The organism is Streptomyces sp. NPDC002076, from assembly GCF_053593835.1.
In genome coordinates, this window is record NZ_JBSFDI010000007.1 from 347897 (window position 1) to 374798 (window position 26902).

Below are 26902 nucleotides of genomic sequence, written 5' to 3' on the forward strand. Positions count from 1 at the left end.
GGTGCCGCCAGGCAGCTACGACGGCAGCGGTACCCCCAGCACCGGCAGCAGTCTCGGTGGCCCCCTGTGCAGGAGCCACGGCGGTAGCAGGGACAGAGGGTCCAGGTAGGTCGTCCCTCGGCGCAGGCCCCAGTGGACGCACGAAGCGGCGCAGTGGGAGGCCGTCGCCTCCACCGTGCCCACCGTCTGTCCCGCCGTCACCTCGTCCCCCTGCCGCACCAACGCGCTCACCGGCTCGTACGTCGTACGAAGATCCGTGCCCGTCAGCTCCACGGAGACCACCCCCTTCCCCGCCACCCGGCCCGCGAAGGACACCCGGCCCGGTGCGACCGCTCGTACGGGAGAACCGGCCGGCGCCGCCAGGTCGACGCCCCGGTGGCCGGGGCCGTACACCGTCGCCGGTGGCTCCCAGCCCCGTAACACCAAGGGCCGGACGCCCACCGGCCAGGTCCGCGCGATGGCCGGGACCGGGGCCTGAGGGGGCGGTGCGGGGGCCGGAGGCGTGGTGCCCGCCCAGGACCGGCAGGGCACCAGGGCGGCCAGTGCCAGGCCGAGGAGCAGAACCGCCGACAGCAGGACATATCGCATCGCTTCTCGCATGCGACAACCGTCCCGCACCCCGCCGATCACGGCCGGAGTCTGTGGACAACCCACCGGTTGTGGACAGCGGCGTCACCCGGTGCCCCGGCGGTCCCGTACACTTCTTCTGGCGATCCGGGTCACCGGGTCGACTTCGCACGCCCCGACACCAGGCCGTCAAGCGGTCGGTGTCAGCGCCTCTCGGTCCTTCGCGGCAAGGCGCGTCGCGGGCGTCAGGCGCGGGAGCCGTCCGGCATCCGCGGCACAACCGAGAAACTCAAGGAGATACGGCCATGGCCGTCGTCACGATGCGGGAGCTGCTGGAGAGCGGCGTCCACTTCGGTCACCAGACCCGTCGCTGGAACCCGAAGATGAAGCGCTTCATCTTCACCGAGCGCAACGGCATCTACATCATCGACCTGCTCCAGTCGCTGTCGTACATCGACCGCGCCTACGAGTTCGTCAAGGAGACCGTCGCCCACGGCGGCACGGTCATGTTCGTCGGCACCAAGAAGCAGGCGCAGGAGGCCATCGCCGAGCAGGCCACCCGCGTCGGCATGCCCTACGTCAACCAGCGCTGGCTGGGCGGCATGCTCACCAACTTCTCGACCGTCTACAAGCGTCTGCAGCGCCTCAAGGAGCTCGAGCAGATCGACTTCGAGGACGTCGCCGCGTCCGGTCTGACCAAGAAGGAGCTTCTCGTGCTCTCGCGCGAGAAGGCCAAGCTGGAGAAGACCCTCGGTGGTATCCGCGAGATGCAGAAGGTGCCGAGCGCCGTCTGGATCGTGGACACCAAGAAGGAGCACATCGCCGTCGGTGAGGCCCGGAAGCTGAACATTCCGGTCGTCGCGATCCTCGACACCAACTGCGACCCCGACGAGGTCGACTACAAGATCCCGGGCAACGACGACGCGATCCGCTCCGTCACCCTGCTCACCCGTGTGATCGCCGACGCCGTCGCCGAGGGCCTCATCGCCCGCTCCGGCGTCGCCACCGGCGAGAAGGGCGAGAAGGCCGCGGGCGAGCCGCTCGCCGAGTGGGAGCGCGACCTGCTCGAGGGTGAGAAGAAGGCCGACGAGGCCGAGAAGCCGGCCGAGGCCCCCGCTGCCGAGGCCCCCGCTGCCGAGGCCCCCGCTGCCGAGGCTCCGGCCGCCGAGGGCGAGCAGGCCTGACGCACGCGTTGACAGCGGGGGCGGTACTGCCACCGACAGCGCCTTCGGCGCGGTGAAGTCCACCCCCGCTGTTCACCCGTAGGTCCGCACGACGTATGCAACCCGCGTCTACATGTGGGACGCACACCGTGCGGATCTCAAGATCTCCCAGACTTCGAGAAAGACTCACAGACTCATGGCGAACTACACCGCCGCCGACGTCAAGAAGCTCCGTGAGCTCACCGGCGCCGGCATGATGGACTGCAAGAAGGCGCTGGACGAGGCCGAGGGCAACGTCGACAAGGCCGTCGAGGCGCTGCGCATCAAGGGCCAGAAGGGCGTCGCCAAGCGCGAGGGCCGCTCCGCCGAGAACGGCGCCGTGGTCTCCATCATCGCCGACGACAACTCCTCCGGCGTCCTGGTCGAGCTGAAGTGCGAGACCGACTTCGTCGCCAAGGGCGAGAAGTTCCAGGCCGTCGCCAAGAAGATCGCCGAGCACGTCGCCGCGACCTCCCCGGCCGACCTCGAGGCTCTGCTCGCCTCCGAGATCGAGCCCGGCAAGACCGTCCAGGCGTTCGTGGACGAGGCCAACGCCAACCTCGGCGAGAAGATCGTCCTGGACCGCTTCGCGCAGTTCGCCGACGGCTTCGTGCTCGCCTACATGCACCGCACCATGCCCGACCTGCCCCCGCAGATCGGTGTCCTGGTCGAGCTCGACAAGCCGAACGCCGAGGTCGCCAAGGGCGTTGCCCAGCACATCGCCGCCTTCGCGCCGAAGTACCTGGCCAAGGAGGACGTGCCGGCCGACGTCGTCGAGTCCGAGCGCCGCATCGCCGAGGAGACCACCCGCGCCGAGGGCAAGCCCGAGGCCGCGATCGCCAAGATCGTCGAGGGTCGCCTCAACGGCTTCTTCAAGGACGCCACGCTGCTCGGCCAGCCGTACGCGCTCGACAACAAGAAGTCGGTCCAGAAGGTGCTGGACGAGGCCGGTGTCACCCTGAAGCGCTTCTCGCGCATCAAGGTCGGCATCTGAGCCCGTTCCGCGATCGACGCGCGACCCGCGGGAAATTCTCGGTAGGGTCGACAGCAGTCGTCCGCGCACACCGCCACACCCCGGGGTGGGGCGGACGGCAGCAGATCTGACGAGGAGGCCATTGCCGCGTATGGGAGCGAAAAGCGACCCCACCGGCAATGGCCTTCTTCGTATGTGCAACACGTGAAAGAGGCGGGATCTCCCATGACCACCAAGGCCCAGAAGAGCGACGACGGCAAAGTACGCGGCCGGTTTCTGCTGAAGCTGTCCGGAGAGGCCTTCTCCGGCGGCGGGGGCCTGGGCGTGGACCCGGACGTGGTGCACAAGATCGCCCGCGAGATCGCGGCCGTCGTGCGTGACGGGGCCCAGGTCGCGGTCGTCATCGGCGGCGGCAACTTCTTCCGAGGCGCCGAACTCCAGCAGCGCGGCATGGACCGCGCCCGCTCCGACTACATGGGCATGCTCGGCACCGTGATGAACTGCCTCGCCCTCCAGGACTTCCTGGAGAAGGAGGGCATCGACAGCCGGGTGCAGACCGCCATCACCATGGGACAGGTCGCCGAGCCGTACATCCCGCTGCGCGCCGTGCGGCACCTGGAGAAGGGCCGCGTGGTCATCTTCGGCGCCGGTATGGGCATGCCGTACTTCTCCACCGACACCACCGCCGCCCAGCGCGCCCTGGAGATCGACGCCGAGGCGCTGCTCATGGGCAAGAACGGCGTGGACGGGGTCTACGACTCCGACCCCAAGACCAACCCCGACGCCGTCAAGTTCGACGCCCTCGGCTACGGCGAGGTCATCACCCGTGACCTCAAGGTCGCCGACGCCACCGCCATCACGCTCTGCCGCGACAACAAGCTCCCGATCCTCGTCTTCGAGCTCCTCGCGGAGGGCAATATCGCCCGTGCCGTCAAGGGTGAGAAGATCGGCACGCTGGTGGGTGACCAGGGCAGCCGGGACTGACCCGGCATCAACCCGGCCGGTGGCGCGCGGCCCCGTAAGGGGGCCGGACCCTGGCCGGGGGATGGACAATGTCCTGCCGGTCGGGAACCGTGCAGGAAGAAGACGCGACGCAGCCGGCCGCCGCCCGCCCAAGGAACCGCAGCCGGGCCTTACTCAAGACACGCAGGAGCAAGTGGTGATCGAAGAGACCCTCCTCGAGGCCGAGGAGAAGATGGAGAAGGCCGTCGTGGTCGCCAAGGAGGACTTCGCCGCGATCCGCACCGGCCGTGCGCACCCGGCGATGTTCAACAAGATCGTTGCCGACTACTACGGTGCCCCGACGCCGATCAACCAGCTGGCCTCGTTCTCCGTGCCGGAGCCGCGCATGGCGGTCGTGACCCCGTTCGACAAGAGCGCGCTGCGCAACATCGAGCAGGCGATCCGCGACTCCGACCTGGGGGTCAACCCCAGCAATGACGGCAACATCATCCGGGTGGTGTTCCCCGAGCTGACCGAGGAGCGCCGCCGCGAGTACATCAAGGTCGCCAAGGGCAAGGGTGAGGACGCGAAGGTCTCCATCCGGTCCGTGCGCCGCAAGGCCAAGGACGCCATCGACAAGCTGATCAAGGACGGCGAGGTCGGCGAGGACGAGGGCCGCCGCGCGGAGAAGGAGCTGGACGACACCACGGCGAAGTACGTCGCCCAGGTCGACGAGCTCCTGAAGCACAAGGAAGCGGAGCTGCTCGAAGTCTGATGAGCGACTCTTCCTGGGGGGCGCCGCCATCGGCGGGCCAGGCCGGGTACTGGGGGCCCACCGATGGCGGGCCCGCCCAGCCTGTCCCGGGGGCCGTCCCGGCGGGTCCCGCGTACGATGCGCCTGAGCCGCAGCAGACTCGCCCCATGCCCATCGTGCCCGAGGACCCCGCGTACGGCGCACACGCGTACGGCGGAGACCAGGGCGGCGACCGGGGGGCCGCTCGCCGGAGCGGCCCCTTGTTCCAGGAATTCCACGACGAGTTCCGCCCCGAGCCCCCACAGGCCCGCACCCTCCCGGCCGAGAACCAGAATCCGGAGCCCATGCCCGACGCCCACCAGCCGGCCCCAGCGCCGCAGAAGAAGAGCGCGGGCCGTGACCTGAGCGCGGCCATAGGCGTCGGGATCGGGCTCGGTGTGGTGATCGTCGCCTCCCTGTTCATCAAGAAAGCCGTGTTCGTCGGGGTCGTCGCGGTCGCGGTCGTCGTCGGCCTGTGGGAGCTGACCAGCAGGCTGCGGGAGCGCAAGGACATCAACGCGCCGCTGGTGCCGCTCGCGGTGGGCGGAGCGGCGATGGTGGTGGCGGGGTACGTCCGCGGCGCCGAGGGCGCCTGGGTCGCCATGGCGCTGACCGCCCTGGCCGTCCTGGTCTGGCGCATGACGGAGTCGCCGGAGGGCTATCTCAAGGACGTCACGGCGGGCGTCTTCGCGGCGTTCTACGTGCCGTTCCTCGCCACGTTCGTGGCGATGATGCTGACCGCGTCCGACGGCCCCTGGCGGGTTCTCACCTTCCTCCTCCTGACGGTCGTCAGCGACACCGGTGCCTACGCGGTCGGCTGGCGGTTCGGCAAGCACAAGCTGGCCCCGCGCATCAGCCCCGGCAAGACCCGCGAGGGCCTGGCCGGCGCGGTGCTGTTCGCGATGGTCGCGGGCGCGCTGTGCATGCAGTTCCTGATCGACGACGGCACCTGGTGGCAGGGCCTGCTGCTGGGCCTCGCGGTCGCGGCCAGCGCCACGCTGGGCGACCTCGGCGAATCCATGATCAAGCGCGACCTGGGCATCAAGGACATGGGCACCTTGCTCCCCGGCCACGGCGGCATCATGGACCGCCTCGACTCCCTGCTCCCGACGGCCCCGGTGGTCTGGCTCCTGCTGGTGCTCTTCGTCGGCTCCGCGTGAGGGCTGTGCCGTACGGCTTCCGGGCCCCCGTCCTGTGCGCAGGGCGGGGGCCCGTCGGCATTGGTCGTACGGCTCCTGAGGTGGGACGATCTGGAGGGTAGAGCCCTCTGTCCGGGAAAGGAGGGCCTCATGGCCGCCTTCCATGAAGAGATCGACGTCGACCGGAGTCCGGGCGATGTCTGGGCGTACCTCAGCGACCCGTCCCACCTGCCGGAGTGGCAGAAGAGCGCGGTGTCGGTCGAGCAGCTCGACGACAGCCCCTTCGGACTCGGGTCCCGGATCCGGATCACCCGCCATGTCGGCCGCCGCGACGTCCCGACGACCATGCGGGTCACCGAGTTCGAACCGCCGCGCTCCTGGAGCATGCAGGGCACCGAGGGCCCGGTCCGGGGCCGGGTGCACGGCGAGGTCGTCCCGCTCCCCGACGGCCGTACCCGCGTGACCATGGACCTGGACTTCGAGGGCCACGGCCTCGGCAGGGTGCTGATCCCTCTCGTCATACGCCCCCAGGTGCGCCGGGAACTCCCGGAGAACGAGCGGCTGCTCAAGGAGCGGCTGGAGCACGCCGCGATCTAGCCGTCCAGCCGGGGGAGTCCTCACCTGGCCCGGATCGCGGCGATGTCGAACTGGAGGCGGACCTTCTCGCTCACCATGGCCCCGCCCTGGGCCAGCCGGGCGTCGTAGGTCAGTCCCCAGTCGGAGCGTTTGATGGTGGTGGTGCCGTCGAAGCCGACCCGCTCGTCACCGAACGCGTCGATGACATGACCGATGTAGGTGAGTTCCAGGTCGACGGGGCGGGTGGTGTCCTTGATCGTGAGATCGCCGGTCATGCGGTAGACGTCCTCGCCCGCGAGCTGCACGGACGTGCTCGTGAAGGTCATCCGGGGGTGCGCCCCGGCGTCCAGGAACTGCCGGCCCACCACATGCGCGTCGCGCTGCTCGACACCCGTGTCGACGCTGGCCGTGTACAGCACGATGTCGGCCCGGGAGCGGGCCGGCTCGCGGCCGTCGAAGTACAGACGGCTCTCGTACTCGGTGAACGCGCCCCGCACCGTCGTCACCATTGCGTGCCGCACGGAGAACCCGATCCTGCTGTGCGCGGGATCGATCAGCCATTCGCCGGTGAGGGCCGCCAGCCCGGGATCGGGAAGAACGGCGGTACCGGTGGCACCGGCCGCCGGGCCGGCGGCGGCCACGGGCGTGGCGGACTGCTGCGCGCGCCGGTGGAAGGAGTTGCGGCCGAAAAGGTTCATGGCTCGTGGGTACGTCAGCGCAGGGGGCCGGACAAGGCCCGATCAGGAAACCCGACCGTTCCCCGGCAGAACTTCACAGGTCGTAGTAACGGCAACCGTCCCGTCCCGACACATTGGATATGCGACCGGTGTCCTGATTTGGGGTATTGACGTCATGTCTGTGGCATATGACGATAGGCGGAATCACGAGCGCCGAACCGTCGCCCTGTGAACCGCGCGGCGCTCCCGTCTCGGCCCGAAGGAGGGCGGCAATGAAGACGTTCCGGAGGTACATGCCGGGCAAGAAGTCGGCGGTGGCGGCAATGATCCTTGGGGCGACCCTCCTCGTCGCCCCGACCGCGACCGCCGCCACCGAGAGCCCGAAACCCCAGAGCCCCAGCCTCGACCGCTGCATCCACAGCGCTGGTCCGGCCGGGCGCTTCTATTACCCGGGCTTCGCCAACGTCCCCTGCATCTGAGTGGCGCATCGGACCAGGAGGGCTCAGTCGCACTCGGCTGGGCCCTCCTCCTGTAGCCGTAGCCGGCGACACCCGCAGGTCACCCAAGTGGATCTGCGACACTGGTACAGCCATGCCTAAGCCCGGAGAACTCACTTTCGTCGCCCCGCGCGGAGCCCAGAAGCCGCCGCGGCATCTTGCCGATCTCACGCCCGCCGAGCGCAAGGACGCGGTGGCCGAGATCGGGGAGAAGCCGTTCCGCGCCAAGCAGCTCTCGCAGCACTACTTCGCGCGGTACGCGCACGACCCGGAGCAGTGGACCGACATCCCCGCCGGATCGCGTGCCAAGCTCCAGGAAGCACTGTTCCCCGAGCTGATGACCGTCGTCCGGCATCTGTCCACCGACGAGGGGACCACCCGCAAGACGCTCTGGCGGCTGTTCGACGGGACCCTCGTCGAGTCCGTGCTGATGCGGTACCCGGACCGGGTCACCATGTGCATCAGCTCGCAGGCTGGGTGTGGGATGAACTGCCCGTTCTGTGCGACCGGGCAGGCGGGGCTCGACCGGAATCTGTCCACCGCGGAGATCGTCCACCAGATCGTGGACGGGATGCGGGCGCTGAGGGACGGAGAGGTGCCGGGTGGGCCTGCCCGGCTCTCCAACATCGTCTTCATGGGCATGGGGGAGCCGCTCGCCAACTACAAGCGCGTGGTCGGTGCCATCAGGGCGCTCACCGATCCCGCCCCCGACGGGTTGGGGCTCTCCCAGCGCGGGATCACCGTGTCCACCGTCGGGCTCGTGCCGGCCATCCACCGGTTCGCCGACGAGGGCTTCAAGTGCCGGCTCGCGATCTCCCTGCACGCCCCCGACGACGAGCTGCGCGACACCCTCGTCCCCGTGAACACGCGCTGGAAGGTGCGCGAGGTGCTGGACGCCGGGTTCGAGTACGTCGAGAAGAGCGGGCGCCGGCTGTCGATCGAGTACGCGCTCATCCGTGACATCAATGACCAGGCCTGGCGAGGGGACCGGCTGGGCCGGCTGCTCAAGGGCAAGCCCGTGCACGTCAACCTCATTCCGCTGAACCCGACTCCGGGCTCTAAGTGGACCGCCTCGCGGCCCGAGGACGAGAAGGCGTTCGTGGAGGCCATCGCCGCCCATGGTGTGCCCGTCACCATCCGGGACACCCGTGGCCAGGAGATCGACGGGGCCTGTGGTCAGCTGGCGGCCACCGAGCGGTAATCTGGCCACCGTCCATCACATCTTCATATTCCGACAGGGGAGCGCCACAGCGCTGAGAGTGCGGCGGACAGGGCCGCAGACCCTCTGAACCTCGCCCAGGTCATTCTGGGTAGGAAGTTCGGTCATCACTCGAGCTGTTGCGCCCTGCCCGGGTCCTTTCCACAAAGGCCCGGGCAGGGCCGCGTCTCTTCCTGGCCAACCCCCAGGAGGACATCCAGTGCACAACAAGACCTTCGTGGCCGTGGCGGTCGGGCTCGGCCTGATCACGCTGTCCGCGTGCGGATCGACGCACGCGTCGTCACACGCCAAGTCGTCCACAGGCGCCAAGACCGTGACCCTCGTCAGCCATGACTCGTGGGCCGTCTCCAAGAACGTGCTCCAGGACTTCGAGAAGAAGACCGGGTACACGGTCCGCGTCCTCAAGGACGGCGACGCCGGGCAGGCCGTCAACAAGGCGATCCTGACCAAGGACAACCCGCAGGGCGACGTCTTCTTCGGCGTCGACAACACCCTGCTGTCCCGCGCCCTCGACAACGGCCTCTTCCAGCCGTACACCGCCAAGGGCCTCGACAAGACCGGCGCCGCCTACCAGCTCGACAAGGACAAGCACCGGGTCACGCCGATCGACTACGGCGACATCTGCGTCAACTACGACAAGGCCTACTTCGGCAAGCACAAGCTGACCCCGCCGCAGTCCTTCGCCGACCTCGCCAAGCCCGAGTACAAGAACCTGCTGGTCACCGAGAACGCCGCCACCTCCTCGCCCGGCCTCGGCTTCCTGCTCGGCAGCGCCGCCCAGTTCGGCGACAACGGCTGGCAGGACTACTGGAAGAAGCTCAAGGACAACGGCGTCAAGGTCGTCGACGGCTGGGAGCAGGCGTACTACCAGGAGTTCTCGGGTTCGTCGGAGGGCAGGAAGGCCGGCGGTGACCGGCCGCTCGTCGTGTCGTACGCCTCCTCGCCGCCCGCCGAGGTCATCTACGCCAAGAAGCGGCCCAACACGGCCCCGACCGGGGTGTCGTACGGCACCTGCTTCCGGCAGATCGAGTTCGCCGGGCTGCTCAGCAACGCCCAGAACCCCCAGGGTGCCAAGGCGTTCATCGACTTCCTGGTCTCCAAGGAGTTCCAGGAGGACATGCCGCTGAACATGTTCGTCTACCCGGTGGTCGACGGTGCGCAGGTGCCCGCCGAGTTCACCGAGTACGGCAAGGCCGCCGAGCACCCCGAGACCATGGCCCCTGGCAAGATCGCCGCCAACCGTGACCAGTGGGTCAGGTCGTGGACCTCGCTCGTACTGAAGTAGCCCCCCGCAGGAGGGACTGGCGCGGGAGCGCGGCGCGGCTCGGACTGATGGTCCTGCCCGTCGCGTTCTTCGCGCTGTTCTTCGCCTGGCCCGTGGCCGCGATCGTCGCGCGCGGGCTGAAGGTCGACGGCGTCTGGCAGTTCGGGCGGCTCGCGGAGGTGGTCACGCAGCCGGACATCCGGCACGTACTGTGGTTCACCACCTGGCAGGCGCTCGCGTCCACCGCGCTCACCCTGCTGCTCGCGCTGCCCGCCGCCCATGTCTTCGCCCGGCTCGACTTCCCGGGCAAGCAGGTGCTGCGGGCCGTCGTCACCGTCCCGTTCGTGCTGCCGACCGTCGTCGTCGGCAGCGCGTTCCTCGCTCTCGTCGGGCACGGCGGGCTGCTGGACGACCTGTGGGGCGTACGGCTGGACACCACGGTGTGGGCGATCCTGCTGGCCCACGTCTTCTTCAACTACGCGGTCGTCGTACGGACCGTCGGCGGGTTGTGGTCCCAGCTCGACCCCCGGCAGGAGGAGGCCGCCCGCATGCTGGGTGCGTCTCCGCTCGGCGCCTGGCGGAAGGTCACCCTCCCGGCGCTCGCGCCCGCCGTGGCCGCCGCCGCGCTGATGGTGTTCCTGTTCACCTTCACCTCCTTCGGTGTCGTCCAGATCCTCGGCGGCCCCACCTTCTCGACCCTCGAAGTGGAGATCTACCGGCAGACCTCCGAGGTCTTCGATCTCTCCACCGCCGCTGTCCTCACCCTCGTCCAGTTCGTCGCGGTCGGCGCGATCCTCGTCGTGCACGCCTGGACGGTACGGCGCCAGGAGATCGCCCTGCGGCTGGTCGACCCGAAGGCGACCGCCCGCCGCCCGCGCGGCGCCGGGCAGTGGACCCTGCTCGCCGGCGTCCTCGTCACCATCGCGCTGCTGCTCGTCCTGCCCCTCGCCGTCCTGGTCCGCCGCTCCCTGGACGCGCCGGGCCTCGGCTACTACCGGGCGCTGACGAACTCCGACGGCGGTACGTTCCTGGTGGCGCCCGTCCATGCGGTGTGGACCTCGCTGCAGTACGCCGTCGCCGCCACCGCCATCGCCGTAGTGATCGGAGGTCTCGCCGCCGCCGCGCTGGCCCGCCGGGACGCCGGACGGCTGGTCCGGGGCTTCGACGCGCTGCTGATGCTGCCGCTCGGCGTCTCCGCCGTGACCGTCGGCTTCGGCTTCCTGATCGCCCTGGACAAGCCGCCGCTGGACCTGAGGCAGTCCTGGATCCTCGTCCCGCTCGCGCAGGCGCTGGTCGGCGCCCCCTTCGTCGTACGGACCATGCTGCCCGTGCTGCGCGCGGTGGACGCACGGCTCCGGGAAGCCGCCGCCGTGCTCGGGGCCTCGCCCTGGCGGGTGTGGCGGGAGGTGGACCTGCCGCTGGTGCGGCGGGCGCTGCTGGTCGCGGCCGGGTTCGCGTTCGCCGTCTCGCTCGGCGAGTTCGGGGCGACCGTGTTCATCGCCCGGCCCGACAACCCCACGCTTCCGGTCGCCGTGGCCCGGCTGCTCAGCCGCCCCGGAGACCTCAACTACGGCCAGGCGATGGCCCTTTCGACCATTCTGATGGTGGTGTGCGCCGCCGCGCTGCTGCTCCTGGAGCGGCTGCGCACCGACCGGACGGGGGAGTTCTAGATGCTGCCGGCCGGACTGAGGAGTTCTGGATGCTGCTGAGCCTCGATGCCGCGACCGTGCGCTTCGGCGGGCGGGCCGTGCTCGACGCGGTCGATCTCGACGTCGCCGAGCACGAGGTGGTGTGTGTGCTCGGGCCGAGCGGCAGTGGGAAGTCGACCCTGCTGCGGGCGGTCGCCGGGCTCCAGCCGCTGTCCGGCGGGCGGGTGTTGCTCGACGGCCGCGACCAGTCGGGTGTGCCCGCGCACCGGCGGGGCGTCGGCCTGATGTTCCAGGACCACCAGCTCTTCCCGCAGCGGGACGTCGGCGCGAACGTGGCGTTCGGGCTGCGCATGCACGGCGTCGCCAAGGGCGAACGGGCCGTCGAGGTCGGGCAGTTGCTGGACCTGGTCGGGCTGCCCGGGGCCGCCCGGCGGGCCGTGGCCTCCCTGTCCGGCGGCGAGCAGCAGCGCGTGGCCCTCGCCCGCGCGCTCGCACCCCGGCCCCGGCTGCTCATGCTGGACGAACCGCTCGGCCAGCTCGACCGCTCGCTCCGGGAACGCCTGGTGGTCGAACTGCGGGAGCTGTTCGGCCGGTTGGGTACGACCGTGCTCGCCGTGACCCACGACCAGGGCGAGGCGTTCGCGCTGGCCGACCGGGTGGTGGTGATGCGGGACGGGCGGATCGCGCAGTCCGGCACCCCGCTCGAGGTGTGGCAGCGGCCCGCCGACGCGTTCGTGGCCCGCTTCCTCGGCTTCGACAACGTGGCCGAGGCGACCGTCGCGGGGACGGCCGCCGACAGCCCCTGGGGCAAGCTGCCGGTCCCCGACGGCTCCCCTCAGGGCGCGCGCACCCTGCTCGTCCGGCCCGCCGGGGTACGGCTCGTGGCGGCCGGCGCCGGACTGTCGTGCACGGTGACCGCGCGCACCTTCAAGGGCACCCATGTGGCCGTCCACCTCCAGCCCGCGGACGGGCCGCGCCTGGAGGCGGCCTGCGCGCTGCGGGAGGCCCCGGAGGTCGGCGCGTCGGTCGGCGTGGAGTTCGACGCGACCGAAACGGTCGTCCTCGGCTGATCGCCGGGCCCCTAGGGTGAGGGGCATGACATTGCTCGCACACGATCGCTACTGCGACGAAATCGCACTCCAGGTCGGCCAGTTCAGGGCGCTGGTGACCTCGGGTGCGGATCTGACGGCCACCGTGCCCACCTGCCCCGAGTGGACGCTGGAACAGCTCGTACGGCACATGGGCGGCGCCCTGCGCTGGGTGGCCACACTCGTCCGGACCCGGGCCGAGGAGATGGTCCCGCACGAGCAGGTGCCGCTCGGCGGGGGACCGGACGCCGAAGGGGACGCGGCAGCCCTCGACGCATGGCTCGCCGAGGCCGGCGCGCAGGTCGTGGAGGCGCTGCGCGAGGCCGGTCCCGACGCCAAGGTGTGGGCCTGGACGGGCACGTCCACGAGTGCGTTCTGGGCCCGCCGGATGACCCATGAGATCACCGTTCACCGCGCGGACGCCGCGCTCACCGTCGGGGCGCCCTACGAGGTCGCGCCTGAGGTCGCCGCCGATGCGCTGGACGAGTGGCTGCAGCTCGTGGAGTGGGTGCAGCGCACCGGGGTGCGGGAGTGGGCCACGGAGCTGCGCGGCCCGGGCCGCAGCATCCATCTGCACGCCACCGACACCGGCCCGGAGCTGAACGCCGAGTGGCTCATCGAGCTGGGCGAGGACGGCATCGGCTGGCGGCGCGGCCACGAGAAGGCCACGGTCGCCCTGCGCGGCCCGCTCACCTCCGTGCTGCTCGCCTTCTACAACCGGCTGCCCCTGGACGCCCCAGGCCTCGAGATCCTCGGCGAGCGTGAGCTGCTGGAGTTCTGGCGGAAGCAGGCCACCTTCGGCTGACACACGACCGCGGCCCGTCCCCTGGGGATAGGGGAACGGGCCGCGGCGCCGTACCTGTTGCGGGAAGGGCGTCAGCCGTTGCCGCGGGTGCCACGACGGCGCATGCCGAACCAGACAGCGCCACCGCCGGCGACGACCAGCGCGCCCGCGATGCCGGCGATCAGGCCGGTGTTGGAGTTGGCACCGGTCTCGGCGAGGTTCGAGTCACCGGCCGCCGGGGATGGTGCGTTGCCGGACGTGCCCGCCGGAGCGGAGCTGGATCCGGAGGCCGACGGGGTCGGGGTCGCCGACCCCGTCGGGGCGGACGTCGACGGCGACGGCTTCGGCGTCGAGGAGGCCGGCGGGGTCGGGGTGGAGCTCTCGGTCTTGCAGGCGGTGGACGGGGTCACCAAGTTCTCCTTGATGTCCGCGTCGAGGATGTTGGCCGCCTTGATGTGGATGCGGTAGGTCGCGTTCGGCTTCCAGTCCTCGGAGAAGGTGACCGGAGTGCCCTCGGCCGAGCCCTTGACCTCCTGCTTGCCCACCTGGGTCTCGACGCCACCGTTGCTCTCGAGGAACACGGTGACCTGGGCCGGGGTGCCGTAGCCGTCGGTGTCGGTGACGACGATGACACCCTTTTGGCCGTCGCACTTGGCTTCGGCCTTGAAGTCCTGGATGTTGCACGCGAACGCCGAGCCGGACAGACCCAGCACGACCGCGGCGGAAGCGGAGACAACACCCAGAGCGCGCACGGAACGACGTACGCCACGGTGAGTTATGGACAACGTTTGTCCTTTACAGAGTGCAAACTGCGGGGGGTTCAGGAGGAGTTGAGGCACCGGATGAGGTGAGTGCCCCATCACCCCCAAGAGGCTCACAGGTCTATAAGCGCTCCATAAGCAGTGTCAACGCATATGCCGTCAACGGCCGTTGGCTTTACCCGCTTATTGCACACCGAGACGTTTGATCGCGTCCGGAGCCTGCTCGATCCGGTCAATGAGGGTGATACGGGACTCCATCGACCGGTCCCGGGCGAGTGCCCGCAACAGCTGCCAGGCCGGCAACTCCCGTGTCCAGTGCGCCTCGTCGACGAGCACCATCGGCGTCGGCTCGCCCCGCGACTCGTAGTAGTTCGGCGTCGCGTTGTCGAAGATCTCCTGTACGGTCCCGGCGGCGCCCGGTAGGAAGACCACCCCGGCGTTCGAGCGGGCCAGCAGGCCGTCCTCCCGGGTGGCGTTGGCGAAGTACTTGGCTATGTGCGCGGCGAAGGCGTTGGGCGGCTCGTGGCCGTAGAACCAGGTGGGGATGCCCACCGACGCGCCGCCGCCGGGCCAGCGCTCGCGGACCTCGAAGGCGGCGCGCGCCCAGTCGGTGACGGAGGGCCTGAACGAGGGCGCCTTGGCGAGGAGCCGGAGCGCGTCGTCCAGCATCTCGTCCGCGAAGGGCGCTGCGTACGCGCCGAGGTTCGCCGCCTCCATCGCGCCGGGACCGCCGCCGGTGGCGACCGTGAACCCGGCACGGGTCAGTTCCCGGCCGAGGCGGGCGGCGCCGGCGTACGCGGCCGTACCGCGCTCCATGGCGTGGCCGCCCATGACGCCCACCACCCGGGCACCGACGAGGAGTTCGTCGAGGGCGTCGGAGACGGCGTCGTCGTGGACCGAGCGGAGCATCGAGGCGAAGATGTCGCCGTCGGCTCTGGTCTGCTGGAACCAGGCGTAGGCCCGGGCGTCCGGAGTCGCCTCGTAGCCCTGGTCGAGCGAGTCGAAGAGTTCGCCGGGCGCGTAGACGAAACCGCGGTACGGGTCGAACGGCAGCCCCGGGACCGGCGGGAACACCAGGGCCCCGGAGGCGCGCACCCCGGTCGCCGCCTCGGCGTCCATGGGACAGCCGAGGAAGACGGCGCCGGTCGTGTCGGTGCTGAGCAGGACGTCCGTACGGCTCGTCAGATCGACGGCCTGGATTCGGTATCGGGCGAGTGTGCCGTGCTCGGCGACGACCTCGTCGAACTCGGCGAGGGACTCGATCTCACGGTCGCGGGCGGCACGGTTCGGCTGGGCGGGTGTCGGATGCACCCGCCCATGCTAGGTGTCAGCCCTGGACCGCCGCCGGGTCCATCCAGATGACCTCCCAGGTGTGGCCGTCGAGGTCGTCGAAGGCGCGGCCGTACATGAAGCCGAGGTCCTGGGTCTGGCCGCTCGGGGTGGCGCCCGACGCGAGGGCCTTGTCCACCAGTTCGTCCACCTTCTCGCGGCTCTCGGCGCTCAGCGCGACCAGCACCTCACTGGTCTTCGTGGCGTCGGCGATCTCCTTCTCGGTGAAGGTCGCGTAGAACGGCTTGGTGAGCAGCATCGCGACGATGGTGTCGCTGATCACCACGGAGGCGGCCTTCTCGTCGCTGAACTGCGGGTTGATCGTGTAGCCGAGCTCCGTGAAGAACTTCTTCGAGGCGTCGAGGTCGTTCACGGGCAGGTTCACGAAGATCATCTGCTGGTACATGAGGTGTCTCTCCCGGGGCGGTTCGCTCGTTCAGGGTCAGCGTGTTCGGTGGGTAGACCGGGGGCCCCGGGAGAACTCATCGGTCGCCGCAGATCTTTTTTCACCGGTCCACGGGGAGAGCCGCCAGGGCGGCGACGGCCAGGGTGAGCGGGCCGAACAGCGCCAGCAGGGCCGCCGCGCGCAGGGTCGCGGCCGCGCGCAGCATCGAGGCCGGGGCGCCGAGCCGGAGCAGCGCGGCGGTCGTGTCGGCCTGGCACTGGCGCGTCTCCACGGCCGCGGTGAGGAGGGTGGCGACCGTGCAGCCGGTGACGAGGAGCGCGCCGAGGGTGGTCAGCGGGCCGAACGCCGGTGCCGGGCCGGAGTGCAGCGTGGCCATGGCGTAGCCGGCGGACGCGACCGCGCAGACGACGCCGAGGGGGCGGCCGATGCGGGTGGCCTCCGTCATGAGGACCCGTCCGGCCAGGAGGCGGAGGGCGCCGGGGCGGGTGCACTGCAGGAGCCGGCCGCACAGATGGGTCAGGCCGGGGCCGGCCAGCACCAGGCCGGTCGCGGTGAGGAGCCGGCCGAGGAGCAGGGCGGCGTGCGCGTGGTCGGCGTAGGCCTGGACGGCGAGCCCGGTGGCGAGCAGGGCGACGCCCCAGGGGAGGCCGACGGGGGCCTCTTTGGGGGGTTGGGGGGTGCCGTCGGCCCAGGCCCCGTCCTGGGCGGGAGGCTCGGGGCCGGGTTCGCCGTCCGGCGATGTGTGGCCGCCGTCCGCGTCCGCCCGTGCCGCCCCGGAGTCACCACGGCCCGCGGGGTGCGGATGGGATTGCGCGCCGTCGTCGCGTGCGCCCGCCGCCTGACGGCCGGGCCGCTCGCCGTCGTGGGCGCCGCCGGCCTGCTCGTCGTCGGCCGTCTCCCCGTGCTTGTCCCGAGCACCATCGGTCCCCGGCCGCCCGTGCGCCCCAAATCTCCCGTACGCCCCGAACGTCTCCCGAGCCATCGAGTAGCCGTACGCCCCGAAGCGGCCGTAGCTGCGCAGGAGCGGGGTGGTGGGGCGGGGGTCTTTCGGGCGGAGGGTCAGGGCCACCGTGGCCGACGCGAGGGCCGGGACCAGGCCCAGCAGGGTCAGGGCCGCCGGGACCGGGAGGTGTTTGCCCGCGGCCAGGAAGTCCCCCGCAGCGCCGCCGAAGGGTGCGGCGGTGAGGTCGCCGCGCAGATGGAGGAAGGCCACCGCGGCCAGCAGGGAGCCCAGGGTGCAGGACAGCGCCGTGGTCAGCGCGGAGACCGCCATCAGACGCGCCGGACCGAGGCCCACGGCGGACAGCCCCGTGCGCGGCCGGGTGCCGGGGTCGGTGCGGGCGACGGCCAGCGCGAAGTACACGGTCGCGGCGAGCGGCACCGCGCACCAGGCGAGCCGCAGCGCGGCGGCGTCCGCGTGGTCCGGGTGGTTCACGGCGTAGCCGAGGCAGGCGAGCAGGAGGAAGCCGGTGCCGCCGGCCGCCGCGGCCACCAGCAGGCGGCGCAACTGGACGGCGGGCCCGGCCGCCCCCGTCAGACGGAGAGCGACCACGCGGCGCGGCCTTCCGTCTCGGGGGCTTCGGGCAGGTGCACGGTGCTGACACGCCGGCCGTCCAGCAGGGCCACGGTGCGGTCGGCGAGGGCAGCGGTGTCGGAGTCGTGAGTGGCGAGGACCACGGTGATGCCGTGCGAGCGGGCGGCCGAGGTGAGCGTGCGCAGTACGTGAGTGCGGTCGGCGTGGTGCAGCGGAGCCGTGGGCTCGTCGGCGAAGAGGACCGTGGGGGCCGGGGCCAGCGCCCGGGCGATGGCCACGCGCTGGCGCTCGGCCTGCCGGAGTTCGTGCGGGCGGTTGCGGGCCCGGTCGCCGACGTCGAGCCGTTCCAGCCATTCCAGCGCGGCGACCTTGGCCCTACGGCGGCCGGCGCCGCGCAGCATCAGGGGGAGTGCGGCGTTCTCCCAGGCGTTCAGCTCGGGGACCAGCACCGGCGCCGGGTCGATCCAGCCGAAGTGGTTCCGGCGCAGCCGTTCCCGGCGCATCGGGCCCAGGGTGTGCAGGGGTGTGCTGTTGAACCACACCTCGCCGCCGTTCACCGGCACCAGGCCGGACAGACAGCGCAGCAGGGTCGTCTTGCCGCTGCCGCGCGGGCCGGTGACGGCGAGGATCTCGCCCACGCGCACGCCGAGCGAGATCCCGGCGAGTCCCGGGGAGCCGTCGGGGTGCCTGAAGTGCAGGGAGCGTGCCCAGAGCACGTCGTTGTCCGGCGGGGCCTCGGCCTCCATGGGCGTACACCTCGTTCTGATCCGTTTTCCCGTGCCTCATCCCTCGTGTGGGGGAACGAAGGCTGGGCCGATCGGTCACTGGCACGCTAGGCAGCCGTCGCCGGGAGGCCGGACAGCACACGGCCCCGGGCCGCCGTTCTCACTCGAACGGACGGCACCGGGGCCGGGGTAGATCAGCTGATCGGACGAATCAGGCTCAGAGCTTGGTCCACGCCTCCGTCAGCGTCGCGCGCAGGATCTGCTCGATCTCGTCGAAGGTCTCCTGGTTGGAGATCAGCGGCGGGGCGAGCTGGACGACCGGGTCGCCGCGGTCGTCGGCACGGCAGTACAGGCCGTTGTCGAACAGCGCCTTGGAGAGGAAGCCGTACAGGACGCGCTCGGTCTCCTCCTCGTTGAAGGACTCCTTGGTGTTCTTGTCCTTCACCAGCTCGATGCCGTAGAAGAAGCCGTTGCCGCGGACGTCGCCGACGATCGGCAGGTCGTGCAGCTTCTGCAGGGTCTGCAGGAAGGCGCCCTCGTTGTCCAGCACGTGCTGGTTCAGGCCCTCGCGCTCGAACAGGTCGAGGTTGGCCAGACCCACCGCGGCGGAGACCGGGTGGCCACCGAAGGTGTAGCCGTGCAGGAAGGTGTTGTCGCCCTTGTAGAACGGCTCGGCGAGCTTGTCGGAGATGATGCAGGCGCCGATCGGGGAGTAGCCCGAGGTCATGCCCTTGGCGCAGGTGATCATGTCCGGGACGTAGCCGAACTTGTCGCAGGCGAACATGGTGCCGAGGCGGCCGAAGGCGCAGATGACCTCGTCCGACACGAGCAGCACGTCGTACTTGTCGCAGATCTCGCGCACGCGCTGGAAGTATCCGGGCGGCGGCGGGAAGCAGCCGCCGGCGTTCTGCACCGGCTCCAGGAAGACCGCGGCGACGGTGTCCGGGCCCTCGAAGAGGATCTGCTGCTCGATCTGGTCGGCGGCCCAGCGGCCGAAGGCCTCCGGGTCGTCTCCGAAGATCGGCGCGCGGTAGATGTTGGTGTTCGGCACCTTGTGCGCGCCCGGGACGAGCGGCTCGAACGGGGCCTTCAGACCGGGCAGACCCGTGATGGACAGGGCGCCCTGCGGGGTGCCGTGGTAGGCGACCGCGCGGGAGATGACCTTGTACTTGGTCGGCTTGCCCTTGAGCTTGAAGTACTGCTTGGCGAGCTTCCAGGCCGTCTCGACGGCCTCGCCGCCGCCGGTGGTGAAGAAGACCTTGTTCAGGTCGCCCGGGGCGTAGTCGGCGAGGCGCTCGGCCAGCTCGACGGCCTTGGGGTGGGCGTAGGACCACACCGGGAAGAAGGCCAGCTCCTGGGCCTGCTTGAACGCGGTCTCGGCGAGTTCCGTACGGCCGTGACCGGCCTGGACCACGAACAGACCCGCGAGACCGTCGAGGTAGCGCTTGCCCTTGTCGTCGTAGATGTAGGTGCCCTCACCCCGGACGATGGTCGGGACGGGGGAGTTCTCGTACGAGGACATGCGGGTGAAGTGCATCCACAGGTGGTCGTACGCGCTGCGGCTGAGGTCCTTGGTGCTCACGGTTATCGGGTCCTCACGGTTATCGGGTTCCCCACATGTAGGTCTGCTTCTTCAGCTTCAGGTAGACGAAGCTCTCGGTGGAGCGCACTCCGGGCAGGGACCGGATGCGTTTGTTGATGACGTCCAGCAGGTGGTCGTCGTCCTCGCAGACGATCTCGGCGAGGATGTCGAACGAGCCCGCGGTCATCACCACGTACTCGACTTCCGACATGTCGGTCAGCGCGTCCGCGATCGACTCGACATCGCCCTCGACGTTGATCCCGACCATCGCCTGCCGGCGGAAGCCCACGGTGAGCGGGTCCGTGACGGCGACGATCTGCATCACGCCCTGGTCCAGCAGCTTCTGGACGCGCTGGCGCACGGCCGCCTCGGAGAGCCCGACCGCCTTGCCGATCGCGGCGTACGGCCTGCGGCCGTCCTCCTGGAGCTGCTGGATGATGGCGAGGGAGACGGCATCCAACTGGGGGGTGCCGCCGTTCCTGGACTCGCGGGTGGAGTCCCTCTGGTCTGCGCTTCGACTGGCCACGGCCTCACTGTGCACGAGGTCTCGACAGTTTCGCAAGCCCCGATCGATGAAATTCGTTGTTTAAGAGTCCCGGTCGTGCGGATTTCGCAGAACTCGCGGCGGTGGGGGTGTTGAAAACGTGGGCGCGGCGGCTAGGGTGGGTGTCTCAGTGAGTGGACGGAAAGAACCAGATCAGGAGGCCGGCAGTGAGCACCGAGCTGCGTCGTCTGCGCAACTACATCGACGGTGAGTTCCGGGACGCCGCCGACGGACGGACCACCGAGGTGGTCAACCCCGCGACGGGCGAGGCGTACGCGACCGCGCCGCTGTCCGGCACGGCGGACGTGGACGCCGCGATGGAGGCCGCCGCCCGCGCCTTCCCGGCCTGGCGCGACACCACCCCCGCCGAGCGTCAGAAGGCTCTCCTCAAGATCGCGGACGCGTTCGAGGAGCGCGCCGAGGAACTGGTCGCGGCCGAGGTGGAGAACACGGGCAAGCCGATCGGGCTCACCCGCTCCGAGGAGATCCCGCCGATGGTCGACCAGATCCGCTTCTTCGCGGGCGCGGCGCGGATGCTGGAGGGCCGCTCGGCCGGCGAGTACATGGAGGGGATGACCTCGATCATCCGCCGTGAGCCGGTCGGCGTCTGCGCGCAGGTCGCGCCCTGGAACTACCCGATGATGATGGCCGTGTGGAAGTTCGCCCCCGCGATCGCGGCCGGCAACACCGTGGTCCTCAAGCCCTCGGACACCACCCCGGCCTCCACCGTCCTGATCGCCGACATCATCGGTTCGGTCCTGCCCAAGGGCGTCTTCAACGTCGTTTGCGGCGACCGTGAGACCGGCCGGCTGATGGTCGAGCACGACACCCCGGCGATGGCCTCCATCACCGGCTCGGTCCGCGCCGGCATGTCGGTGGCCGAGTCGGCGTCGAAGGACCTCAAGCGGGTCCACCTGGAGCTCGGCGGCAAGGCCCCGGTCGTCGTCTTCGAGGACACCGACATCGCCAAGGCCGTCGAGGACATCTCCGTGGCGGGCTTCTTCAACGCCGGCCAGGACTGTACGGCCGCCTGCCGCGTCCTCGTCCACGAGTCGATCCACGACGAGTTCGTGGCCGCGCTGGCCAAGGCAGCCGAGGACACCAAGACCGGTCAGCCGGACGACGAGGACGTCCTCTTCGGCCCGCTCAACAACCCCAACCAGCTCAAGCAGGTCGAGGGCTTCATCGAGCGGCTGCCCGCCCACGCGCGCGTGGAGGCCGGCGGCAAGCGGGTCGGCGACAAGGGCTACTTCTTCGCGCCGACCGTCGTCTCCGGCGTCAAGCAGGACGACGAGATCATCCAGAAGGAGGTCTTCGGCCCGGTCATCACCGTCCAGTCCTTCTCCGACGAGAACCAGGCCGTGGAGTGGGCCAACGGCGTGGAGTACGCCCTCGCCTCCTCGGTGTGGACCAAGGACCACGCCCGCGCCATGCGCATGTCCAAGAAGCTCGACTTCGGCTGCGTGTGGATCAACACCCACATCCCGCTGGTCGCGGAGATGCCGCACGGCGGCTTCAAGAAGTCCGGGTACGGCAAGGACCTGTCGGCGTACGGCTTCGAGGACTACACGCGGATCAAGCACGTGATGACGTCCCTGGGCGAGTAGGCACCGGCGACAGCAGTGAGCGGCCCCCGGACGGGTTCACCCTCCCGTCCGGGGGCCGGCTCACCACTGATGGCCTGTCAGCGCTCCGATCAGCGCGCCGGAGACGGCCGCCAGGGTGAGCGCGAGGCCGCCGAGGAACAGGGGGCGCCCGGCGAGCACCAGCAGCGGGGAGAGGAAGAGCTGCGTGGCCGGGTTTCGTGCGGCCTCCCGGGTGGCCTTGTCGTAGGCGTCCAGCGCACGGGCGTACTCGACGGCCATCATGTGCGTGGTGCCCGGACGGCCGGTGGCGAAGGGATGCCCGGCCAGCAACTCGCCGAACGCCGTCAACTGGTCCTGGAAACGGGTTGCTTCCTCCCGCGCCCTGCGGCGCCGCTCACCCCGTGGCAACATCCGGCCGTTGTCCGGCTGGGAGACGGCCGGGGCACCTGCAGAAACCGGAGGATTTCCCGGCCGTTCGCTGCCGTACCCCGGCAACGGCGGATGACCGTGACCGACAAGGTGTCTCACAGCCGGAGGCCTGCTCGACGCAGCGTCCATTGTCGGTCCGTGCGGCGGAACGGCATCCTTCCGGGATGCCCCGGACTTCCTCTCGTACGTCACCGATGTCCCGCCGCTCCCTCCTGCGCGCACTCGGCGGCACCGCCGCGCTCGGTGCCCTGGCCGGCTGCGGGGTGCCCGCCGCCTATGTCGCGCCCGGTGACCGGGCCGTCGCCGACGAGTCCGCGGGCGACAAGAGACTGACCTGGGCGAACTGGCCGTTGTACATCGACACCGATGACAAGAACCCGAACAAGCGGCCCACGTTGGAGGCGTTCGAGAAGCGCACCGGGGTCTCCGTGGACTACGTCGAGGAGATCAACGACAACGACGAGTTCTTCGGCAAGATCAGCCCGGCGCTGATGAACCATCAGTCCACCGGCCGCGACCTGATCGTCATCAGCGACTGGATGTGCGCCCGGTTCGTCCGGCTCGGCTGGGTCCAGGAGATGGACCGGGCCCACCAGCCGAACGTGGCCAAGTGCCTGGACCCGCTGCTCCGTTCGCCCGCCTTCGACAAGGGCCGCAGGTTCACGGTGCCGTGGCAGTCGGGCATCACCGGCATCGCGTACAACCGCAGGAAGCTGGGCCGCGAGATCCGGCACGTCAAGGACCTCTGGGCGAGCGACCTCAAGGGCCGAGTGACCCTCCTGTCCGGCCTGGACGAGTCCTTCGCCCTCCTCATGCAGGGCAACGGCGTGGACATCACCCGGTGGACGGCGGACGACTTCCACACCGTCTGCGACGAGGTGGAGCGCGAGGTGCACCGCGGCCAGATCCGCCGCTTCACCGGCAACGACTACACCAAGGACCTGGTCAGCGGGGACGTCCTGGCCTGCCAGGCCTACTCCGGCGACGTCATCCAGCTCCAGGCCGACAACCCCGACATCCGCTTCGTCGTCCCCGAGGAGGGCGCCGAGCTGTGGTCGGACTCCCTGATGATCCCCAACCGCGCCCGCCGCAAGGCCAACGCCGAGCGCCTGATCGACTACTACTACGACCCCGCGGTCGCCGCGGAGCTCGCCGCCTGGGTCAACTACGTCTGCCCCGTGCCCGCCGCCCAGGACGTCCTGGCCTCCTCGAAGGACAAGGACACCGCGTCCCTCGCCGAAAACCCCCTGATGTTCCCGGACTCCGCCATGCGCAGGCGCCTGGTGATCGCCCGGGACATCACCTCCACGGAGCGGGTGGATTTCGCCAAGCGGTGGAACAGGATCGTGGGGCTTTAGGGGTCTCGTGCGGCGCTGTCCGGCGAGGGAAGTGGCCGCACTTGAGGGGCGATGTGCCAAATTTGTGCGGTTCTATCCCTGCCCTACAGTGAATCCGCCGTGTAGGTTCCGTGGATTCCGCATGGCGATGGTCACGTTGTTCCCATAACTGACGCTGCTTTAGGGTCGCACTCGACCACTTATTTTTGCTTTACGTCTGTGTGCACGGGGGGCTGCAGATGTTATTCCGTCATGCCGTCACCCGGGCCTGGAAAGGAATTCGGGTGACTCCTCGTATGCGCAGGATGCTCCCGGTCGCGGGGGTTGCTGTCTTTCTGGCGGTCGCGGGCATGCCGATGCTCGCGTCCGCCGACCCGCAGCCGACAGGGGGAACTGCCGGGGCCACGCCGCCGTCCGCGGTGGAGGACTACGCCTACCCGAACGCGGATCAGATCCAGCGGGACCAGGGCATCAAGCTGATCAAGGGCGACGGGCACATCACCCTGGCCACCTGCGACGACTCCGCCCACCAGATCAAGGTCCTCACCGTGCAGGGCCAAAGCGGCAACCCGCAGGGCGCGTACTGCTTCAAGGCGAACGCGAAGAGCGGCTACCTCAGCCTCGAACTGCCGCGGGTGTTCGCGCTGGAGACCACCGACCATCCCATCAGCGCGGACCTGCGGCCGCAGGCCGATCCCACGGCGCCGGCCAAGACCGTGAGCGTGGACAAGAACGGCTACCAGAGCGTGGGCGAGGGCGCGGCCGGCGGGGCACCGGCCGTGCTGCTGGAACTGCGGGTCACCGGCTGACCCGGCCCACCCGCCTGCTCTGTCTCACCCGTTCTCGCACGACAGCAAGGAACTTTCATGTCTCGTTTTCGTCCGCGCGCCGCGTGGACCGGCGGTCTGATCGCCGCCAGCTCGCTGGCCGCCGCCGCTGTGACCGCCGCACCCGCCACCGCCGTGTCCGGCCCGACCGCTTCTGCCACGGTCTCGGCCGCCACCGCCCGCCTCGATGTCGGCGGCCAGCGCGGCTGTTCGGCCACCCTGGTCGCCCCGCAGTGGCTGCTGACGGCCGCGAGCTGCTTCACCGACACCCCGGGCGGGACGCTCGCGTCCGGCGCGCCGAAGCTGAAGACGACCGCCACCATCGGTGGCGGCGCCCAGCAGGTGGTGAACCTGGTGCCGCGCACGGACCGGGACGTGGTGATGGCCCAACTGGCCAAGCCCGTCAGTGGTATCACCCCCCTCCCGGTGGCCGGCGCCTCGCCGGCCGCCGGGGACGAGGTCCAGGCCGCCGGGTTCGGACGTACCCACGACGAATGGGTGCCCGACCAGGTCCACGCGGCCGCGTTCACCGTCCAGAACACCGCCGCCACCACCCTCGACCTGACCGGCAAGTCCGACGGCGCCGCGATCTGCAAGGGCGACACCGGCGGTCCCGTCCTCAGTACCGCCGGAGCGGTCGTGGGTGTCAGCAGTCTTTCCTGGCAGGGCGGTTGCCTGGGCAACGACCCGGCCGAGACCCGCACCGGCGCGGTGGCCGCGCGGGTCGACGACCTGTCCTCGTGGGTCCAGCAGGTCGCCTACGCCCCTGTCTTCGCGGCCGCCCCGTGGAAGCATGCCGTGCAGCTCACGGCCGGCTACTACGCCGGTGACTCCGCGGGCGGCACCCGGCACATGGACCTGATCGTCGTCTGGGACGACGGCGAGGTCACCCTCTACCAGGGCGGCTACGGCAACGACCCCGCCCGCCCTTTCGCCGCGGAACACCAGTTGCAGCCCGGGAAGAGCGTCTGGACCCACGCCGTCGACGTGACCGGTGTCAACACCGGCGGCGGCACCGACGGAGTCGTGGTCCGCTGGACCGACGGCGAGATGACCCTCTACACCACGGTCGACGCCAAGGGCTTCCACGGCGAGAAGCAGCTCGCCCCGCCGAACACCGCCGAATGGAAGGACGACGCCCGGCAGCTGACCGCGGGCCGCTTCACCGCGAACGGCCTGCGCGACGACCTGCTGGTGACCTGGAAGGACGGCCACGTCTCCGTCTTCAGCGACCTGGCGGCCAACGGGCTGAAGAAGCAGACCCAGACCGTGGCCAAGAACAACACCTGGCCCGACGCCGAGAAACTCGCCACCGGCTCCTTCACCGGCAAGAGCACCGACGACGTGTTGGTGCGCTGGATCGACGGCGAGACCACGATCTATCCCGGCATGAACGCCAAGGCCCTGCCCGGCGAGATCAAGGTCAGGCCGGCCAAGTCGTACTGGGTCAACGCGGCCGCGATCACCGTCGGCGCCTTCAGCACCAACACCACCGCCAACGACATCCTCGTCCGCTGGAACGACGGCCACGTCAGCTACTTCACCGGCGTCGACGCCAAGGGCCTCCACGACGAGATCCAGCTCGCACCCGCCAACTGACCCACCCGGACACGGCCTTCGGGCCCTCAGCCCACGGGCCGGTCCCCGTCGCCGTGTCCGCAGGCCCGATGAGCACGGTCGCCCGCCAGCGCCCCCGGTCCGCCCTACCACGCCAGTGAACGCGCCGCCGGCGCGACGAGGGAGCTCACCGGCGTGCCGGGCGGCCGGGCGACGCGGCTTCACGGCCACCGCTGCGGCCGCGCTCACGGCATGTCCGCCGCAGACGCACCCACGCCACTGACACCGAGGCCCACACCTGACGTGCGCGCCTGCCGGCACCGGCTGCTCATTTCGCTTTCCCACGAACGATTCGAGAGACAGTTGAGGAAAATGAATCCCGGGAGTATCGCGGCGAGAACAGGCTCGCATCCGATACGCATCCTCTGTCTGATTCTGCTGCCCATCGCACTTGCTGCCGGTCTGCTCGCAGGTGTTCCCTCCCGTGCCGCGGCCGACGGTTCACCGGCGGGTGCCGGCAACAGCGGGTCGGCCGACCGCGCTCGGGTGCTCGACCTGTGGTCGTCGGGCGGCCCCGAGGTGCGGGCCGCTGCGGAAGCCGCGCTGACCGGCGGTGACGACGACGTCACCAATTTCCTGGCGAAGTCGGCCTGGAGCGCCGAGTTCCAGGACGAACGCGTCAGCGCAGCGCAGCTCGCGAGCGTCGGCGGGCGAAACCTGCAGGACGCTGCCGTGAAGGCCCTGGGCGGGTCGGAACACGACCTACGCGCCTTTCTTTCCAGCGGCTGGCAGGACCCGTACTTCCAGGACCAGCGGGTCAAGGTCGCGCAGATCATCGATGCGGGCGGCCCGGAGGTGAAGAAGGCCGGGCAGGCCGCGCTGAACGGCACGGCGGATGACATCCGGGCGTTCTTG

27 protein-coding genes are annotated in these 26902 nt (G+C 70.1%); 17 read left to right on the plus strand and 10 right to left on the minus strand.

What is annotated here, in order from left to right; translation table 11 throughout:
- Positions 1-15: 15 nt before the first annotated feature.
- Positions 16-600, minus strand: a complete 585-nt coding sequence (locus tag ACWCQS_RS18190) for a murein hydrolase activator EnvC family protein (protein ID WP_451005320.1) — start codon at positions 598-600, stop codon at positions 16-18.
- 272 nt (positions 601-872) lie between these two features.
- Here ACWCQS_RS18190 and rpsB point away from each other — a divergent pair, with 272 nt between their 5' ends.
- From rpsB to ACWCQS_RS18220, 6 genes are all read left to right on the plus strand, one after another.
- A complete protein-coding gene (gene rpsB, locus ACWCQS_RS18195) occupies positions 873-1751 on the plus strand; it encodes a 30S ribosomal protein S2 (RefSeq protein WP_451005321.1) in 879 nt (292 codons plus the stop codon).
- Between the two features lie 175 nt (positions 1752-1926).
- Positions 1927-2763 carry a translation elongation factor Ts gene (tsf, locus tag ACWCQS_RS18200; RefSeq protein ID WP_450980363.1) on the plus strand — a complete coding sequence of 279 codons (837 nt, stop codon included), beginning with the start codon at positions 1927-1929 and terminating at the stop codon, positions 2761-2763.
- Between the two features lie 204 nt (positions 2764-2967).
- Positions 2968-3726, plus strand: coding sequence for a UMP kinase (pyrH, locus tag ACWCQS_RS18205; protein ID WP_228623032.1), 759 nt, complete (start codon positions 2968-2970; stop codon positions 3724-3726).
- A 175-nt stretch (positions 3727-3901) separates the two neighbouring features.
- Positions 3902-4459 (plus strand): ribosome recycling factor, encoded by a 558-nt coding sequence (gene frr, locus ACWCQS_RS18210; protein ID WP_014675285.1) that lies wholly within the window; start codon positions 3902-3904, stop codon positions 4457-4459.
- Positions 4459-5637, plus strand: a complete 1179-nt coding sequence (locus ACWCQS_RS18215; protein ID WP_451005322.1) for a phosphatidate cytidylyltransferase — start codon at positions 4459-4461, stop codon at positions 5635-5637. The genes frr and ACWCQS_RS18215 overlap by 1 nt, the downstream gene beginning before the upstream one ends.
- Positions 5638-5766: 129 nt before the next feature.
- Positions 5767-6213: an SRPBCC family protein gene (locus ACWCQS_RS18220; RefSeq protein ID WP_451005323.1), complete on the plus strand. Its 447-nt coding sequence runs from the start codon at positions 5767-5769 to the stop codon at positions 6211-6213.
- A 20-nt stretch (positions 6214-6233) separates the two neighbouring features.
- Here the strand turns inward: ACWCQS_RS18220 and ACWCQS_RS18225 are convergent, their stop codons facing one another.
- Positions 6234-6890 carry a YceI family protein gene (locus ACWCQS_RS18225; protein ID WP_451005324.1) on the minus strand — a complete coding sequence of 219 codons (657 nt, stop codon included), beginning with the start codon at positions 6888-6890 and terminating at the stop codon, positions 6234-6236.
- Positions 6891-7141: 251 nt separating this feature from the next.
- On the opposite strand from ACWCQS_RS18225, the gene ACWCQS_RS18230 reads away from it, so the two are divergent.
- From ACWCQS_RS18230 to ACWCQS_RS18255, 6 genes are all read left to right on the plus strand, one after another.
- Positions 7142-7348 carry a hypothetical protein gene (locus tag ACWCQS_RS18230; RefSeq protein ID WP_451005325.1) on the plus strand — a complete coding sequence of 69 codons (207 nt, stop codon included), beginning with the start codon at positions 7142-7144 and terminating at the stop codon, positions 7346-7348.
- Between the two features lie 112 nt (positions 7349-7460).
- Positions 7461-8567, plus strand: coding sequence for a 23S rRNA (adenine(2503)-C(2))-methyltransferase RlmN (gene rlmN, locus ACWCQS_RS18235; RefSeq protein WP_388627993.1), 1107 nt, complete (start codon positions 7461-7463; stop codon positions 8565-8567).
- 217 nt (positions 8568-8784) lie between these two features.
- Positions 8785-9870: a thiamine ABC transporter substrate-binding protein gene (locus tag ACWCQS_RS18240; protein WP_451005326.1), complete on the plus strand. Its 1086-nt coding sequence runs from the start codon at positions 8785-8787 to the stop codon at positions 9868-9870.
- A gap of 47 nt (positions 9871-9917) precedes the next feature.
- Complete coding sequence (locus ACWCQS_RS18245; RefSeq protein ID WP_451005327.1) at positions 9918-11519, plus strand: ABC transporter permease; 1602 nt, start codon at positions 9918-9920, stop codon at positions 11517-11519.
- 29 nt (positions 11520-11548) lie between these two features.
- Entirely contained in the window at positions 11549-12568 is a 1020-nt protein-coding gene (locus ACWCQS_RS18250; RefSeq protein ID WP_451005328.1) for an ABC transporter ATP-binding protein, read from the plus strand.
- A 25-nt stretch (positions 12569-12593) separates the two neighbouring features.
- Positions 12594-13391, plus strand: a complete 798-nt coding sequence (locus ACWCQS_RS18255; RefSeq protein WP_451005329.1) for a maleylpyruvate isomerase family mycothiol-dependent enzyme — start codon at positions 12594-12596, stop codon at positions 13389-13391.
- Between the two features lie 71 nt (positions 13392-13462).
- Here the strand turns inward: ACWCQS_RS18255 and ACWCQS_RS18260 are convergent, their stop codons facing one another.
- From ACWCQS_RS18260 to ACWCQS_RS18290, 7 genes are all read right to left on the minus strand, one after another.
- Positions 13463-14122, minus strand: a complete 660-nt coding sequence (locus ACWCQS_RS18260; RefSeq protein WP_451005330.1) for an LAETG motif-containing sortase-dependent surface protein — start codon at positions 14120-14122, stop codon at positions 13463-13465.
- A 192-nt stretch (positions 14123-14314) separates the two neighbouring features.
- The gene (locus tag ACWCQS_RS18265) at positions 14315-15442 is read right to left on the minus strand and encodes an LOG family protein (protein WP_451005331.1); all 1128 of its coding nucleotides are present in this window, start codon (positions 15440-15442) and stop codon (positions 14315-14317) included.
- A gap of 16 nt (positions 15443-15458) precedes the next feature.
- Positions 15459-15866 carry a VOC family protein gene (locus ACWCQS_RS18270; RefSeq protein WP_451005332.1) on the minus strand — a complete coding sequence of 136 codons (408 nt, stop codon included), beginning with the start codon at positions 15864-15866 and terminating at the stop codon, positions 15459-15461.
- Positions 15867-15966: 100 nt separating this feature from the next.
- Entirely contained in the window at positions 15967-17418 is a 1452-nt protein-coding gene (locus ACWCQS_RS18275) for a hypothetical protein (RefSeq protein WP_451005333.1), read from the minus strand.
- Positions 17400-18146 carry an ABC transporter ATP-binding protein gene (locus ACWCQS_RS18280; RefSeq protein WP_451005334.1) on the minus strand — a complete coding sequence of 249 codons (747 nt, stop codon included), beginning with the start codon at positions 18144-18146 and terminating at the stop codon, positions 17400-17402. The genes ACWCQS_RS18275 and ACWCQS_RS18280 overlap by 19 nt, the downstream gene beginning before the upstream one ends.
- Positions 18147-18342: 196 nt before the next feature.
- Complete coding sequence (locus ACWCQS_RS18285; protein ID WP_451005335.1) at positions 18343-19707, minus strand: aspartate aminotransferase family protein; 1365 nt, start codon at positions 19705-19707, stop codon at positions 18343-18345.
- Positions 19708-19726: 19 nt separating this feature from the next.
- Positions 19727-20248 (minus strand): Lrp/AsnC family transcriptional regulator, encoded by a 522-nt coding sequence (locus tag ACWCQS_RS18290; protein ID WP_388627961.1) that lies wholly within the window; start codon positions 20246-20248, stop codon positions 19727-19729.
- A gap of 170 nt (positions 20249-20418) precedes the next feature.
- Here ACWCQS_RS18290 and ACWCQS_RS18295 point away from each other — a divergent pair, with 170 nt between their 5' ends.
- Positions 20419-21858 (plus strand): gamma-aminobutyraldehyde dehydrogenase, encoded by a 1440-nt coding sequence (locus ACWCQS_RS18295; protein ID WP_451005336.1) that lies wholly within the window; start codon positions 20419-20421, stop codon positions 21856-21858.
- 60 nt (positions 21859-21918) lie between these two features.
- Here the strand turns inward: ACWCQS_RS18295 and ACWCQS_RS18300 are convergent, their stop codons facing one another.
- A complete protein-coding gene (locus ACWCQS_RS18300; RefSeq protein WP_451005337.1) occupies positions 21919-22248 on the minus strand; it encodes a hypothetical protein in 330 nt (109 codons plus the stop codon).
- Between the two features lie 182 nt (positions 22249-22430).
- Here ACWCQS_RS18300 and ACWCQS_RS18305 point away from each other — a divergent pair, with 182 nt between their 5' ends.
- From ACWCQS_RS18305 to ACWCQS_RS18320, 4 genes are all read left to right on the plus strand, one after another.
- Positions 22431-23624 carry an extracellular solute-binding protein gene (locus tag ACWCQS_RS18305; RefSeq protein ID WP_451005338.1) on the plus strand — a complete coding sequence of 398 codons (1194 nt, stop codon included), beginning with the start codon at positions 22431-22433 and terminating at the stop codon, positions 23622-23624.
- 263 nt (positions 23625-23887) lie between these two features.
- A complete protein-coding gene (locus ACWCQS_RS18310; RefSeq protein WP_451005339.1) occupies positions 23888-24412 on the plus strand; it encodes a hypothetical protein in 525 nt (174 codons plus the stop codon).
- A gap of 57 nt (positions 24413-24469) precedes the next feature.
- Positions 24470-26029: a S1 family peptidase gene (locus ACWCQS_RS18315; protein WP_451005340.1), complete on the plus strand. Its 1560-nt coding sequence runs from the start codon at positions 24470-24472 to the stop codon at positions 26027-26029.
- Positions 26030-26239: 210 nt separating this feature from the next.
- Positions 26240-26902, plus strand: a 663-nt coding sequence (locus ACWCQS_RS18320) for an ALF repeat-containing protein (protein ID WP_451005341.1), incomplete at its 3' end; no start/stop codon positions are given.

Bases quoted from the DNA above. Each gene is read 5' to 3' on its own strand.
- ACWCQS_RS18190 (WP_451005320.1), bottom strand. From the start codon at position 600: ATGCGAGAAGCGATGCGATATGTCCTGCTGTCGGCGGTTCTGCTCCTC.
- rpsB (WP_451005321.1), top strand. From the start codon at position 873: ATGGCCGTCGTCACGATGCGGGAGCTGCTGGAGAGCGGCGTCCACTTC.
- tsf (WP_450980363.1), top strand. From the start codon at position 1,927: ATGGCGAACTACACCGCCGCCGACGTCAAGAAGCTCCGTGAGCTCACC.
- pyrH (WP_228623032.1), top strand. From the start codon at position 2,968: ATGACCACCAAGGCCCAGAAGAGCGACGACGGCAAAGTACGCGGCCGG.
- ACWCQS_RS18215 (WP_451005322.1), top strand. From the start codon at position 4,459: ATGAGCGACTCTTCCTGGGGGGCGCCGCCATCGGCGGGCCAGGCCGGG.
- ACWCQS_RS18220 (WP_451005323.1), top strand. From the start codon at position 5,767: ATGGCCGCCTTCCATGAAGAGATCGACGTCGACCGGAGTCCGGGCGAT.
- ACWCQS_RS18225 (WP_451005324.1), bottom strand. From the start codon at position 6,890: ATGAACCTTTTCGGCCGCAACTCCTTCCACCGGCGCGCGCAGCAGTCC.
- ACWCQS_RS18230 (WP_451005325.1), top strand. From the start codon at position 7,142: ATGAAGACGTTCCGGAGGTACATGCCGGGCAAGAAGTCGGCGGTGGCG.
- rlmN (WP_388627993.1), top strand. From the start codon at position 7,461: ATGCCTAAGCCCGGAGAACTCACTTTCGTCGCCCCGCGCGGAGCCCAG.
- ACWCQS_RS18245 (WP_451005327.1), top strand. From the start codon at position 9,918: ATGGTCCTGCCCGTCGCGTTCTTCGCGCTGTTCTTCGCCTGGCCCGTG.
- ACWCQS_RS18250 (WP_451005328.1), top strand. From the start codon at position 11,549: ATGCTGCTGAGCCTCGATGCCGCGACCGTGCGCTTCGGCGGGCGGGCC.
- ACWCQS_RS18255 (WP_451005329.1), top strand. From the start codon at position 12,594: ATGACATTGCTCGCACACGATCGCTACTGCGACGAAATCGCACTCCAG.
- ACWCQS_RS18270 (WP_451005332.1), bottom strand. From the start codon at position 15,866: ATGTACCAGCAGATGATCTTCGTGAACCTGCCCGTGAACGACCTCGAC.
- ACWCQS_RS18280 (WP_451005334.1), bottom strand. From the start codon at position 18,146: ATGGAGGCCGAGGCCCCGCCGGACAACGACGTGCTCTGGGCACGCTCC.
- ACWCQS_RS18300 (WP_451005337.1), bottom strand. From the start codon at position 22,248: ATGTTGCCACGGGGTGAGCGGCGCCGCAGGGCGCGGGAGGAAGCAACC.
- ACWCQS_RS18305 (WP_451005338.1), top strand. From the start codon at position 22,431: ATGCCCCGGACTTCCTCTCGTACGTCACCGATGTCCCGCCGCTCCCTC.
- ACWCQS_RS18315 (WP_451005340.1), top strand. From the start codon at position 24,470: ATGTCTCGTTTTCGTCCGCGCGCCGCGTGGACCGGCGGTCTGATCGCC.